The organism is Gemmatimonadota bacterium (assembly GCA_026706845.1).
Classification (GTDB): Bacteria; Latescibacterota; UBA2968; order UBA2968; family UBA2968; genus VXRD01.
In genome coordinates, this window is record JAPOXY010000227.1 from 15,178 (window position 1) to 29,547 (window position 14,370).

Below are 14,370 nucleotides of genomic sequence, written 5' to 3' on the forward strand. Positions count from 1 at the left end.
CTACCTACAACCTCAAACAATTGTGGTTGACATAAACCGCCAATCTGTTGTACCTATTATATTACGGATACATTCCCGGAGTCAGACTCGATGGCCGATCTCACAAAATCTTGCGACGCGCTCATAATAGACCGCAACCCCATCCATCGCCACCTGCTCTACGCGATCCTCGAGCAAAAGGGCTATCAGGTCGTCGCAGTTCCCGAACTGCCCGAACAAGCCCTGTCTTACCGTTTCGCGATGATCGACATAGATGAGTGTGAAAATATTGAACAACAAATTGCGCGGGCGCAATCGGACATTCCTATTATTGGTCTCGTATCACACGAAAAACACGATCAACCCTGTCTCAACGCAGGTGCTACAGCAACGCTAATCCGCCCTATCCGCGCAGACCAACTCGTCGCCGTCCTGCAAAATCTGAATGTGCAGCCCGAAAATGTCCAAACACCTCCTATTGACATCAATCGTATCATGACAAGGGTAGGTGGAAGAAAGCAAATATTAAAAAAAATGATAGATGTTTTCCTGGAAGAATTACCCGATCAGATCGCCGCATTGCACCGGGCAATTGACCAGCAATCGCCCGAAGACCTGCGCCAGGCAGCCCATGCGCTGAAGGGTTCCGTGGCCAATTTTGATGCCAAAGCAGCATATGAAACAGCTTTCGCACTAGAGCAAATGGGCAAAACGAACAACTTGAGCCAGGCCACCGCAACCTGCCAAACGCTCGAACGCGAGTTATCCGCAGTTCAAAACGCACTCAAAGAACTCACATATTCCTTTTGAACCGAGCACCGAACATGTCCAAAATATTAATCGCTGAAGACGACGGCCCAACCAGAGTACTGGTAGAAGCCATACTCGAAGACGCCGGATACACAACAGAAATAGTAACCGATGGAAAAAAGGCTTATGATCGAATCGCCACAACGCCATTCGACTTGCTCCTTACAGATATATGGATGCCCGGACTCAACGGTTTGGAATTATTGTCAAAAGTAAAAACCCTGCCCTCACCCCCGCCAGTCATCGTCATGACCTCCGATGACACCTCAGACACCCTCCTCAAAGCAATCCGCGAACAGGCATACCACTATATCCCAAAACCCATAGATCCACAGGAATTGACACGCCTCGTCCAGGATGGCCTCAGTGCAAGCCGCCAGGAAACATTTATCGAAGTGACATCGGCAACCCCAAACTGGGTTGAACTTCTGGTGCCCTGCGATCAAAAATCAGCGGGACGGATGCGCAATTTCGTGATGCAATTAGAAGCCGGTCTGCCCGAAGATCTCCGCGAAACCATCGCGATGTCATTCTACGAACTCCTCGCCAATGCCATCGAATGGGGCGGACAACTCGACCCGAGCAAAAAGGTTCGAATCGCATTTCTCCGCTTTGAACGCATGCTCATGTTCCGCATAGCAGATCCCGGATCGGGCTTTGACATGGAGGAACTCGAACATGCAGCCCTCAACAACCCCGATGATCCCATCGCCCACATGAGCGTCAGAGAAAACCGGGGGTTGCGCCCGGGTGGGTTTGGCCTGTTAATGGTCAAAACCAGCGCAGACGAATTGATCTACAACGAAGCGCGCAACGAAGTGGCCTTTGTCAAATACCTCGACCTCCCAAAAGACACCAATAGATAACTGAAAAAAGCAAAAGGGCTGTACACTCATTGTACAACCCTTTTGTCTTTTGTATGGTAAAATCCTCACACCTTTATCATCTCTCTCCCACAAGACCACAATAGTCAGCCGCAGCCAACGCGTACACCTGCGTTGCCTTCTCCAACCGATCCACCTCTACCCACTCCACATCTGCGTGTGCCGTCTCATTCGAGGGACCGTAATAAAAAGTCGGCACCCCCGTCCCATGCACGTATAAATTGGCATCCCCCACAATCCGCATCCCCACCAGCTCCGCATCCTGACCCGTCACCTGTGTATGCGCCCGGGCAACCGCCTGCACTGCCGCATCGTCGGCGAGGGTCTCAAAAGGCTCGCGCTCGTGCTCCATCTCAACCCGCAGGCGCAACTTCCCCGCCTCGGCAAATGGCCGCGCCAGGTCTTCCAACTCCGCCAACACCTGTGGCGCAGTGCGCCCCGGCAACCAGCGCCGGGTCCCGGTCAGCGTACAACACAGGGGCGTGCGATTAAAATAATCGCCCCCGTTGACAATACCCAGATCGATCCGCTCTGCACCTGCAAGCGCGTGTGCTGGTCCGTCGTCGAGTTCAAGCTGATACTGGTGGATCCGCTCAATCAGCGCACCCACAAAACGGATCGGATTCTCCTCAAAAGGCACGTACTGCGTGTGCTTGCCGCCAGCATCCGATTCAAGGTCAATAGTAAAAACCATCGACCCCATGCTCATCACCCACAGCGCATCGCGGCCCTCGACAATCAAGATCCGATCCCCGCCAATCCGACCACTATTGCGATCGGCAATCAGCGCCAGCGGCCCGTCCTTTTGCGCCTCAATCTCCTCGTGTCCCACAACCGCCGTCAGCCACAAATCACCCCGCAATTCCACACCACTTTCCATGAGCGCCTTAACAGCACCCAACGCCGCAGCCATCCCCCCCTTCATATCGGTTGACCCCCGCCCGTACACGCGGTTGCCCTCGCGACGAGCGGGCGGACAATCCCCCACGGGAATCGTATCGAGATGGCCATTGAGCATCAGGGAAGGACCATCCCCCTGCCCCGCGATGCGCACGTAGAGATTATTCCGCCCCGGAGTAACTTCCCGCACATCCACATCCAGACCAATCCCACACATCATATCGCAATACGCGCGGCAGACTTCGGCTTCGTCCATCGTAACACTGTATATATCGACCAATTCCAAAGTCCGCTCAGCCACCCATTCCCGGTCAATAGCCGCTATGAGATCTCGTGTCTGTATCACCTAATCATCCCGCCCCGGGAAAGTCAACTCAGCAACACCCGATTTATCCAAATCGCCCTTACCCTTCTCTTTCAAAAGCTCAAACTGGGCCTTTGTCGCCTCTGCCAATGGCAGATTGACACCCGCGTCATAAGCGAGCGAAAGCGCAATCCCCGAATCTTTCGCCGCATGATCGGCCGAAAAATAACACTCGTGATCGCGTATGACCATATCCTCCCCATCGGTCTCCAGCACGCGGGAATTTGCCCCCGTTTGTGAAAACACCTCCATGAGCATATTCAAATCCAGGCCAAGCGCGGCACCCAACCCCAGCCCCTCTGCCAGACCAGCGGTATTGATATTCATAACCATATTGACGAGTGCCTTGACCTGCGCGGCCTGCCCCGCTTCGCCGATATAGATCAAATTTGTACTCATAGACTCGAGAATCGGACTCGCCTGGTCAAAAACAGCGCGTTTACCGCCGCACATCAAATACAGCGTCCCTTCACGCGCCTGTGTAATACTGCTGGCCATGCACCCCTCCAAACTATTTGCACCCGCCCGTTTTGCAAGACCTTCCACATCCACGTGAATCTGTGGCGTAATCGTCGCGCAATTGATAAAAACCTTGCCCTGAGCACCTTGCAGCAGACTATCGCCAGACCCGGCATAAATAGTCCCCATTGCAGCGTCATCTGTCACAACCGTAATAATATAATCCGCAGCAGCCGTCACACCCGCGAGTTCCGTATGTGCCTGACAACCCAACTCGCTGGCGAGATCCGATGCGACCTCTGCGCGGATATCGTACACCGCCTCGACCGAAAACCCCTCATCGTTGAGATGTCGCGCAATATTCGCGCCCATTCGACCAACGCCAACCACGCCAATTTTGTAATCTGAATTTGCCATATCTACCTCGATAGTTTAAGGATGAAAAAAAATCTCGTGACAATGTATTTTCCAAATCCCTCGCCTGTCAAGAACTAACTACTTGCGTCCGGCCAAACGCTCGAGAACGAGCACAAGCACCAGCCCCAAAAGCGCGAATCCTATTGCCCCCATCACCTCGCCCGACCACACCTCGGGCAACGCATTCACCTGCACCAGAGGCACCACCTCGCCGTGCCCATTGACCATTGTCTCCACCGTCTCTTTCCACGGCCAGATCTTCCTGAGCGACCCCAGCATCAACCCGGTCAACAGCGCAATCGTCAAATCGTGATAATGCCGAAAAAACCAGTTCAAAACGCGCGAAAAAGCCATCAGTCCGACCACAGCACCTGCACCAAATAGTGCAATTGTAAACAGATCGCGCGTATTGACCGCGTTGAGAAGATACGGATATTGCCCCAGCAAAACCAGCACAAAGGACCCGGAAATACCGGGTAAAATCATCGCGCAAATCGCAACCACAGCAGAACAAAAAATATACGGCGGACTGTGCGGCATTTCAACCGGCACCAACCCGACCAAAAAATACGCGCCCAGCGTCGCTCCAACAGCACCCAAAAACATCCTCAAATTCCACTGTGGGATGCGCCTACCCACCGTAAAAACAGATGCCAGCACCAGCCCAAAGAAAAAAGACCACAGGAAAACAGGCTCATTGTCCAGCAAATAAGTAATCGCGCGCGACAGTGAAAAAATCGCAACGAGAATCCCCGCGACAAGCGCGCACAAAAAAGGCCACCGCACATAATCGAGCAAATCTCTTATACGCAACCCCATCAGAAGCCGTGCCGATCGCGCATCAAAAGAACGAATCGAAAGAATCAGCTCTTCATAAATCCCCGTAATCAGCGCCATAGTGCCCCCCGACACACCGGGCACAACATCGGCAGCCCCCATGCACACGCCCCTCAGCGCAATACCGAAATAGCTTTTCAAAGACCGCTTTGGTCCGTGCGCCATCTCTTCCATTTCAAATATTCTCCCTATGAAAAAAAACATCACAGCATTCCAAAATATAGAACGAGAACCAACGACACACAACAGTTTGTCCTTGACAACACAATGATTCCCTTTTTATTGTTCGCGGCGGGATCATGACGGATTCTATTTGCATCGATGTTTTAACAGGAGATTTTTATGTGGCGCACATCTATAACACTCGTCTTTTGTGCCTTACTGATTGGTTGTGGCGACGACACGAAATACCAGGCAGAGCTTCGCGGAACCTGGCTATTGGAATCTCGCAAAGCCGCGCAGGGTGAAATCATCCAAAGCCCGCAAATCAGCGGCCTCATCGAATGGTTTCCAACCGCACCCACCCAGGCTAAAGTGCATCTCTCCTTAACGGACGACAGACAGAGCATCAGAGTCATTGACCGCTTATACGATCTACAGGGCACGGCATTTACATATCAATCCAAACTCAGAATCGGCTCGGTAGAAACAGATAGCACAGATGTAGTTTATGACACAACCACCCAGAATGGCACGGGACAAATCTCCTCCGACGATGCGCGCGTCACACTCACCCACGACAACGGAACGAAATTTGAATTCATCGGCACACAACTCACCGTAACATATTCAAACGGTGTAGTCGATACATGGACACTCAACAAAGATCAAAAAGGTACTTTGGCACAATAAAAAGGCATTTTCAAAACGCGGTTCAAATCGCACCAGCACCTCCCCAATCATTCGCGTGCTGGTCGATGAACCATATTCAAAAGGAGTAAGAAATGGCAGGAACAATCCCCCTCATCAGTTCAGGTGTAGCAGGACCAGCGGGCGTACTCCATCTACCTCGCCTGTGGAGCAAAGTCCTGTTGGGCGCCACGGGCAACCTCGAAGAAGGATATGACCAGTGTGGACTGGGCTACGACCAGATGGTACTCGATGGTCTGGGCCTCGACCGCGATGCCACCGTCGCCTATCTCACCGAAAATCTGCCCTCCTATCCGGAATTCGAAGCATGGGTTATCGCACAGAGCGGCGGCAGCCTCGACAGCAATGCCGTTGCAGAACTCAACGCCGCAATTGAGGGCTATAATCACGCAGACGATGTCCGCGGGGCCATCCTCGGTGCAGCGGGCATTGACGACGACGGCACAATTCTCGACGCCGTCAACCTGAACAACCTCGATGACTGGACAGAGTTTCACGCCCAACTGACGGGATAGACACCCATCCATCTCGCACCAAAAATCCCAGAATGATTTTTCTCATTCTGGGATTTTCTCTATACCGCTTTCAGGAGATCTCCATGTTGCAAAATATTCGCAGTATAATCGCAATAGCCCTCGCCGCAGGAATAATATGGAACTGTGGCGGTGAGCGCGTAACGCAGTCAGAAATAGGGACAAACGAACAAATTGGCCGTCCCCTGAGCAAATTAGCTGCACAACAAAATGCGTCACACGCTGTAATCATAGCTACTGTACAGCAGGATGACGCACCCGTAAGCGGTGCAAAAGTAGAATTTGCGCGTTCTATTGCGGGACAAAAAGCAGATTATCAGTGGTCAGCCATGACCGATGAGAATGGTCGTGCGCGGATAGAGATCACAGCGGGCAATGGCTATTATCAAGCGCGCGCCTCACAGGACGGAATCGAGATCGGATCCTGGACCAGCATTCCAATTAACGAAGGCGACAAAGTACGGCTCAACTTGCCCATCGGCGAGAAAGCACAGATAGCATTAGAAGGTCTCCCAGCAGAAATTACCATTGGCATCGTCATGCCAATGACGGGCCAACTCGGTGCGGGTGGTCTATTGCTTCAAGCTGCCTTCGACCTCGCGCGTGAAGAAATCAACCGTTCATCGCTACTCGGCGGGTCAAAAATAAAATTCATCACAGAAGACAACCGCAGCACCCCAGAAGGCTCTGTTGAAGCTTATAACAAACTGATTCATCGCGATGGCGTATCCGTCATCATCGGTCCATTCACCTCAAGTGATGCCAAAGAAGCTTTTCCCATTGCCCAACAAAACGAAGTCGTGGCGATTAGTCCAACCTCGGCCTCTCCCGGCCTTAGCGCAATGGGCGATTTCCTCTTCCGCGCCAGTCTCACGGTTAACTGGCTCATACCCCGTGGCGTCACGGCCACGCATGAGCAACTCGGCTATCAAAAAGTAGCCACAATATTCCAGGCTGGCGACGTCTTTGCCCAAAATAGCGACGCAATAATCAAAGAAATACTCCTTCAAAACGGCGTCGAAGTTTTGATAACAGAGTCCTTCCATGTTGGTCAAACCGACTTCTCGGAACAATTAACCCGAATAAAAGAATCGAATCCAGACGCCATCTTCCTCTCTGCGCTACCGATAACAGAAGCGAATGACATTATGATCCAGACGCGGCAAATCGGTATTCCCCCCGAAGTCCACTTCATCACGCAGACCCTGACCCCAGGCGAAATAGAACGCGCAGGTGCTGCCGCCGAAGGAGCGATTAGTTTTACCGCCTGGACCAGCACGGCTGACACCCCGGGAAATCGCGCCTTTGTCGAAAATTACACGATGAGAGCTGGTGTCGAACCCAGCGCATTCACCGCACAATCTTATGCTACCGTCCATATCCTGGCAAACGCCATCGCCAATGCCCAATCAGTTGACTCAAGAGCCATCCGAGACGCCCTGGCAAAAACCAGAGACCTGGACACAATTCTGGGCAAATTCTCTTTTGACGCCAATGGAGATGGGATTTACAACCCGGTTATACTGATCGTCAGAAATGGCAGACTCGAAGTCTTCAGTTCGTCACCGCAGAGAAAAGAAATACCCATTGGCGTCGTCCTGCCTCTGACAGGCCATCTTGCGACACTTAGCCCTGCGATAAAAAATGGTCTCGAACTCGCGCGCGAAGAAATCAACCAATCACCGCTACTCGGCGGAACGAAAATCGAGTTTATTATAGAAGACAATGAGACCACCTCAGCGGGGACAATTGTAGCTTATAATAAACTGATTCATCAAGATGGCATATCTGTCATCATCGGCCCGTTCGCCTCAACTACGACTCGAGAGGCTTTTCCCATTGCCCAACAAAATCGGATCGTGGCGATTAGCCCGACCGCCGCCGCCCATGGCCTCAGCGAAATAGGCGATTTTGTCTTTCGCACGATTATTACCGTAGATCGCTTCGTGCCCGTTAGTGTTAAGACTACACATGAGAAACTCGGCTATCAGAGAGTCGCTGCCATATATCAAAGTGATGATGTCTTTTCCCAGAGCAATCATCAGGCGATTACAGACGCACTCCAACAGAATGGCGTCGAAGTGATTATCTCAGAAACTTTCCAAACCGGCGACACCGACTTCTCGGAACAATTAACCCGAATAAAAGAATCGAATCCAGACGCCATCTTCCTCTCCGCATTACCCGTGGAAAAGGAGGCAGTTCTGATCCAGACTCGGCAAATCGGTATCCCCGCCGAAGTTCACTTTATCACGGTGTCTTTGACCACAGGCAATGTACAACGCGCGGGTGCCGCCGCCGAAGGGGCGATTAGCATTACATCCTGGAGCAGCCTGGCTGACACACCTGGAAATCGCGCCTTTGTCGAAAATTACATGACGAAGTACCATTCCGAACCAGACGAATTCGTCGCACAAGCATACACCACCGTCTATATCCTCGCAAACGCCATCGCCGCTGCTCCATCAACTGATTCAGAGGCAATTCGAGACGCAATGGCGCATATCACAAACCTGGACACAATTTTAGGCAAATTCTCTTTCGACGCCAAAGGAGACGCGATTTACAACCCGATCATCTTGATCGTCAGAAATGGCAAATTTGAGGTCTTTAATCCATAGGTAAAAAAAATAAAATAGGCTGCGGGAAGGGAGGACCGGTCCCTAATTTTTCTGGAAAGATCCAGAAAACATCCCGCAGCCGTTGCGCTTTTCCTGAGTTTGTATTCACACGTTTTCAAATAATAACACAATTGCCACCACAATTTCAACAGCAAAAAATTACGCGTACGTCTGATTTATTACGCGTACGTCCACTTTTTTGCATTATATGTCTAATTTCTTACGCGTATGTCCTCTTTTTTTCGATAAGCACGAGGAGACAGACCATATAATCTCTTAAAAGCTTCGTTTAAACGCGATGATGAACGAAAACCACAGTGTGCTGCAATTTCAAAAATTGACAATGGCGTTTCTTCAATCAATAATTTTGCCTTTTCAATTCTAATCTCCCTCAATGCTTCACGGAAGGTCTTGCCCAAATGTTTTTTGAACAATGCGTAACCATGCGACTTAGAAAATCGGAAATAGCGCATGACGTCTTCAAATTTTAGATCTGGATTGCTGTAATACTCCTCCAAAAATACTTCAAATCTGGTCTTCCACATATCTCGTGGAGGCATATATCTTTTGACCTGTGTCAAAAAAACTTCTCTCTCTATTGGTTTGTCAAATACACTTGCAGCGCCAGCCTTGATCAGTTGTTCGCCCAATTCTGCAGATCTCAAACTCGTCATGATCAACATAGCTGTCTGAATTTTTTCCTCCTTCACATGCTTCAATAGCGTTATACCATCTATACCCTCTACATGTAGCTCAACAACAGCAAGATCAATCTCCTCTTGTCTTAAAATTTCAAGACCTTCTATCCCATATCCTGCCAGGCATATTTCATAGGGTTCATCCCACAAGAATCCTGCAAGCTCTGAGATTACAAGCAGGTCATGATCTACAATCAAAATTTTCTGCTTGTCCATAGTGCCTCCTGGAGAAATGGTGCGCTAGCGTTGGTTTGTTTTTAGTTCTTGAATGGCGTCGTCAAGCTCCTCATAAATACGCTTGTTTCCCCCAATTCGATCATATGCAACCACGCCGCCTTTATCAACGATGATATTGCGCGGATAAGATCCGCCCAGCAATGTATCAAAATCACTATTTGACAATGCCTGGATGTAGTTAAAAGAGCGATTTTTTAAAAAGGTAGCCAGTTCTTCTTTGCTATTTTTTGCTACGGCCAAAAATACAAAAGAACTGTCATGTCGATATTTTTCCACCAACTGGTTTAAATGAGGAATTTCTTCAATGCACGGTGGACAGGTCGTAAACCACACATTGATTACAACTATCTTGCCTATTAGCTCCTCCAATTGAAGTTGCTCTCCATCGAGTGTTTCGACCAAAAAATTTCCTAATACATCTCCAATTGCTCTCCCTGGCTTTTTCTTCTGGGTCGTAAGTAAATCTTTTAGCGTAAGGTCTTTTTCTGTGCGATACATAAGTACATTTTGCTCTGGCAACACTTGAATCTCCAGGACATTTGATGAAATTGTGTAGTTTAGACTTTTCAAATCGACCTCTCCGTGAAAAACGCCACGGTCTAATTTAGCATTCATAAACCCACTCATTATGGTGGTAAACTCATCTGTTCGATTGATAATCCAAAACGTCTCTTTTTTATTTTTTTCTTGACCCCAGAAAAATGTAAGATCTTGTTGTGAGCTTCCCAATTGAAGAATAGCTGTTTTTGGATTATTGAGATTCAGGTTCTTTAAAGGCTCAAAATCAGGTAGCCGTGGATAAAAACTGCTTCTATAAAACGATTTTGACGATGCCTCTTGAGCAATAACTGCCTGACCCTGAAAACAGAGCACCAGCGTCACGCACACGCCGATCCACAAAATACGTTGGCAAAACATAAGAAAACCTCCAAAGGATGAATTTTTACAAATAGCCCACAGCATCAACGGATTTTCAGAAAATTTGACGCTATGGCGGACAAACCTGCAAGTCGCTCTTGATGGTTAAGCTATTGATTCTATCTACATCGAACGGTAGGCATCCGGTCAGTTGGTTGCCAATGAGCGTCAAATGCGTCAGTTTTGCAAGATTGCCCAATTCTGTTGGGACAGCACCACTCAACTGATTATGGTGGAGGAGCAAATGCGTCAAATTCCCAAGACTGCCTAACTCTAATGGAATATCACCTATTAACTGGTTATTATTGAGGGCCAATATCTTCAATTTCGCAAGACTACTCAGTTCCAGTGGGATGCTGCCAGCCAACAGGTTGTTATTGAGAGTCAGCATTGTCAGTTTTGCAAGACGACTTAGTTCAGGTGGGATGGTACCTGTCAACAGGTTATCAGAGAGGATTAACCCTGTTAGTCTGGTGAGGCTACCCAATTCGCGTGGAATACTGCCAGTCAACTGGTTTTTCTGGAGGGCTAATCCCGTCAGGCTGTCAAGATTAGTAAGTTCGAGTGGGATAACACCGGTCAACTGGTTGTTGGCGAGGGCCAGTTTCTTCAGATTTGCAAGATTACCCAACTCAGGCGGGATGTCGCCGGTCAACTGATTGTTGTGAAGGAGCAACCTCTCCAGCCCGGTAAGGTTGCCCAATTCAGGTGGGATGCTGCCAGTCAGACCCTTATCATTAAGTTCCAATGCCCGGATGCGTGCTGGCGTCCCTGCAACGCTAACACCTTCCCATTGTGCAATATCAATACTATCGCTCCAGTTTAGCGTCGCATTACCAGTTAGTGTGTCTCTAACGGCCAATAGCACGGCACATTCCCGAATCAGGTCCGGGTTGCTCTGGGAATTGGACACTGCGATATCGCTGGCCTGAAGCGGTTGAAAAAGAAAAAGAACGAGAAATGAGATTGTACAATTTATGGCCTGTGCCAAACGGATAAGCGAAGCATAGGATAGAAACTGACACATGATTTCTCTCTTCTTTATTCAGGATTCATTAGCCTGGAGAGCAATTTATCTGCTTCAGCCTTTTCTATGCGCTTTCCATTAACTTCAGAGACCAATTTGATTGCAGTCCAGGCAGGAGAATAGCCCCCTCTCAATTCTGCGGATTTGCGAAAACTTTCAAGAGATTCATTGACTTCTCCCATAGAAAACTGGACAACCCCGAGCCAATAGTAAATCATAAAATTCTTGGCCCCACGATTTGGAAACAGCGTTAGTGCTTTGTTGAGATATTCAAGCGCACTTTTTTTATTTCCATCAGAAAAATAACTCAAAGCCAGCACCAAATGTGCTGTTTGATATTTTCCATCTGCCAGATTGATGGCTTTTTGAGACAGTTCTTTTGCTTTTTTGTATTCGTGCTTTCTATCTACTATACGTGCCAGACTCATCCATCCAACAGGATCATCTCCACGCTGTTGAATCGCCTGTTGAATCACCTGTTCTGCTTTAGTCAGTTTCTCCATTTTGATATACACATCTGCCAACAATATCTTGAAAAAATAGGGTGTATCGAGTTTCAAAAATCGATCAAAGTAATTTGATGCCGTGACGAACTGTTCCGACTTAAAACGGCCATAGCCGACCAATAAAAGTGACAACGGATTTGCCCTATTATTTGGCACCAGAGATATGTCTTGTTCTCGTTGTTTGGGGAGTACGAGAAAGATACCGTTTCTTCCTCGCTTCCAATATTCTTGAAAGTCGGCCAGAGGAAGTTTGTGCAATTTGTGGATTGCAGGATCATTGACAATAATGACATCGCGCTGATAATCAATCCCAACAACGGTTACAGTATGACTCAGGTCTGGGTCTTGATCAGCTATCAAAGCAACAGGGGGACATCCTGACTTGAGGGCTTCTTCTATTTGCTCGAAATCCCAATTAAAATAGTGAATAGACAGTTCGGGAAATGCCTCTGATAGTGCGTAAAGTGCTGACAGATTATCCTCAACCCGGTCTTCCAGCGTCAACCAATCTTCGGCCTGATTTTCAGCACCGTCCCAATATCTCATCACAGATAAAATTGCGGCTTTAAGGCAAGTGACACCTCGCCCTTGAGCGTAAAATGGCACCTGGGATACAAATAAACGTTCACCGCCCTTGTCCTGATTCAGATTCTCAAGGGCGTGCGTTGCATAATCGATGTCTATCTTAGTTGTGGCATTTTTCTTCAGCATATTAAAATAAAATTTAGAACTATCCACTTGACCGATTTCATAAAAAGTCTCAGCTACCATAAGAAGTATATCTTTATCAGGATGTTGCTTTTTGTTTCCGAGTTGGTCAGCGTAAATGCTTTGCTTTAAGTAGGGGAACGCGTTTTCAAACTTCTCCAGATAAAAGAGGGTTTCGCCTTTTCTTCGTATAGCCCGACGATTTTCTTCAACCCGATCAAGGATCGCAAGAGCTTGATCAAAAAACCCTACTTTTAAGTTTAGCACTGCAAGCGCAATGTTATTGTGAACATCTTCAGGGCTATTCTTCAATGCGCTTTCTGATAGCTCAATCGCTTTTCGATATAATTTTAGTCCCTCATAAATTGCCGCAAGATTTATTTTTATCTCACTATTATCCGGATCAATTTCCAATCCTCTTTCACCAATTTCCCGTGCCAGTACCCACTTCTGTTGTTTTATGTATATCGCAGAAAGATTGCGATAAGCATTTGGCGTGTGCAAACCCAGACCCATCGCCCGTTCAAGTCCTTTTGCTGCCGATTCATAATTATTCTGAAAAAAAGCAACGGTCCCCAGGCCATAGTACGCTTCGGCAAATAAACTATCGCAGTGGATAGCTTGCTGAAAATGTTCATCAGCTAAGTTTAATCGTCCTAAACGCCCAAAACTTTTACCAATCAGAGTGTGGGCCTGGGCAGAACAAGAATCTGCTTTGAGAACTTCTGCTGCTGTCTGGATACAGCTTTGATAATCTTTGTTCGCATAAAAGGTCTCTGCACGGCGCAACAACTCACTACCAGCAGAAAACCCAGGGAGTATGAGAATCAAAAGCCACAGGCATTTTGATAGACCACTCATTTCAATAACCTCGGTCTGGGTGTAATCAGACAATCCATAATTAAAGATAAATCGGCGTGTAGGAATATAATTTCTGAACAAATTATACCAAGGAATTTCAAAAAAAGGGCTGGCTTTCACATTCTCATGTCGCGTCTGTCTGTTGGTGCTGGCCGATGAAACCAATAACGACGCGCTTCTTGCTCTTGTCCCAATCAAAGGCGATCCGTATGGTATAGCGCGCATCCCTACTGCTCCCTGTTCCGATGTGCTTTTTTAGCCAATGGGTCTTGTGACCAACTTTAGTGGTGTACCAATCCTCGTACTTGTTCATTGTTATATCGCTCTGGTGCCCCTTGTACCACCACTTACACGCTTTCCGAATGGACACATCGGGATTTGTTAGACTGATCTCTCCTATGCGAGTCCCATAATACGTGGTCGCCAGCCATTGCAACGCGTCCCACACGGCTTTGGGATGCTTGAATGGGTTATCTTCAACGCGCGATTTCCCATTAAGCTGGAAGATTAGTTTATCATCAAATCTTTTGGTGTTTAGCTTCTCACCACGTTGCTCATAAGCCTTGCATTATCCATAACTTGCTACAATCGGCAATTGATCATCAAGTTATGACTACATAACTAAAGATGGCTGTAAAAGCCAATAACGGTAAAATACGGTGATTATTAGCTGATAATGGCTTGACATACAGATTGACTTTGTAACTTACTTGTATAAATTAGTGTCCGGCGCCATCCCCC

The 14,370-nt window shown here is 48.1% G+C and carries 12 protein-coding genes; 5 read left to right on the forward strand and 7 right to left on the reverse strand.

The window, feature by feature from the left end:
* Nucleotides 1-90: 90 nt before the first annotated feature.
* Both OXG87_20505 and OXG87_20510 read left to right on the forward strand, forming a co-directional pair.
* The gene (locus OXG87_20505; protein ID MCY3871937.1) at nt 91-789 is read left to right on the forward strand and encodes an Hpt domain-containing protein; all 699 of its coding nucleotides are present in this window, start codon (nt 91-93) and stop codon (nt 787-789) included.
* A 14-nt stretch (nt 790-803) separates the two neighbouring features.
* Nucleotides 804-1,655 (forward strand): response regulator, encoded by an 852-nt coding sequence (locus OXG87_20510; protein MCY3871938.1) that lies wholly within the window; start codon nt 804-806, stop codon nt 1,653-1,655.
* Between the two features lie 76 nt (nt 1,656-1,731).
* Here the strand turns inward: OXG87_20510 and OXG87_20515 are convergent, their stop codons facing one another.
* The 3 genes from OXG87_20515 to OXG87_20525 all read right to left on the reverse strand — a co-directional run bounded on the left by OXG87_20515 (nt 1,732) and on the right by OXG87_20525 (nt 4,824).
* Nucleotides 1,732-2,919 (reverse strand): M20/M25/M40 family metallo-hydrolase, encoded by a 1,188-nt coding sequence (locus tag OXG87_20515; GenBank protein ID MCY3871939.1) that lies wholly within the window; start codon nt 2,917-2,919, stop codon nt 1,732-1,734.
* Nucleotides 2,920-3,813, reverse strand: a complete 894-nt coding sequence (locus OXG87_20520; protein MCY3871940.1) for an NAD(P)-dependent oxidoreductase — start codon at nt 3,811-3,813, stop codon at nt 2,920-2,922.
* A 78-nt stretch (nt 3,814-3,891) separates the two neighbouring features.
* A complete protein-coding gene (locus OXG87_20525; GenBank protein ID MCY3871941.1) occupies nt 3,892-4,824 on the reverse strand; it encodes a DUF368 domain-containing protein in 933 nt (310 codons plus the stop codon).
* Nucleotides 4,825-4,992: 168 nt separating this feature from the next.
* Here OXG87_20525 and OXG87_20530 point away from each other — a divergent pair, with 168 nt between their 5' ends.
* From OXG87_20530 to OXG87_20540, 3 genes are all read left to right on the forward strand, one after another.
* The gene (locus OXG87_20530) at nt 4,993-5,502 is read left to right on the forward strand and encodes a hypothetical protein (GenBank protein ID MCY3871942.1); all 510 of its coding nucleotides are present in this window, start codon (nt 4,993-4,995) and stop codon (nt 5,500-5,502) included.
* Between the two features lie 92 nt (nt 5,503-5,594).
* The gene (locus OXG87_20535) at nt 5,595-6,035 is read left to right on the forward strand and encodes a DUF5069 domain-containing protein (protein ID MCY3871943.1); all 441 of its coding nucleotides are present in this window, start codon (nt 5,595-5,597) and stop codon (nt 6,033-6,035) included.
* An 83-nt stretch (nt 6,036-6,118) separates the two neighbouring features.
* Nucleotides 6,119-8,674 carry an ABC transporter substrate-binding protein gene (locus OXG87_20540; GenBank protein ID MCY3871944.1) on the forward strand — a complete coding sequence of 852 codons (2,556 nt, stop codon included), beginning with the start codon at nt 6,119-6,121 and terminating at the stop codon, nt 8,672-8,674.
* Between the two features lie 212 nt (nt 8,675-8,886).
* Here OXG87_20540 and OXG87_20545 read toward each other — a convergent pair whose 3' ends face one another.
* From OXG87_20545 to OXG87_20560, 4 genes are all read right to left on the reverse strand, one after another.
* A complete protein-coding gene (locus OXG87_20545) occupies nt 8,887-9,588 on the reverse strand; it encodes a helix-turn-helix domain-containing protein (GenBank protein MCY3871945.1) in 702 nt (233 codons plus the stop codon).
* 24 nt (nt 9,589-9,612) lie between these two features.
* Nucleotides 9,613-10,527 carry a TlpA disulfide reductase family protein gene (locus OXG87_20550; protein ID MCY3871946.1) on the reverse strand — a complete coding sequence of 305 codons (915 nt, stop codon included), beginning with the start codon at nt 10,525-10,527 and terminating at the stop codon, nt 9,613-9,615.
* A gap of 70 nt (nt 10,528-10,597) precedes the next feature.
* The gene (locus OXG87_20555) at nt 10,598-11,554 is read right to left on the reverse strand and encodes a hypothetical protein (GenBank protein ID MCY3871947.1); all 957 of its coding nucleotides are present in this window, start codon (nt 11,552-11,554) and stop codon (nt 10,598-10,600) included.
* 14 nt (nt 11,555-11,568) lie between these two features.
* A complete protein-coding gene (locus OXG87_20560) occupies nt 11,569-13,854 on the reverse strand; it encodes a tetratricopeptide repeat protein (protein ID MCY3871948.1) in 2,286 nt (761 codons plus the stop codon).
* Between the last annotated feature and the right edge of the window lie 516 nt (nt 13,855-14,370).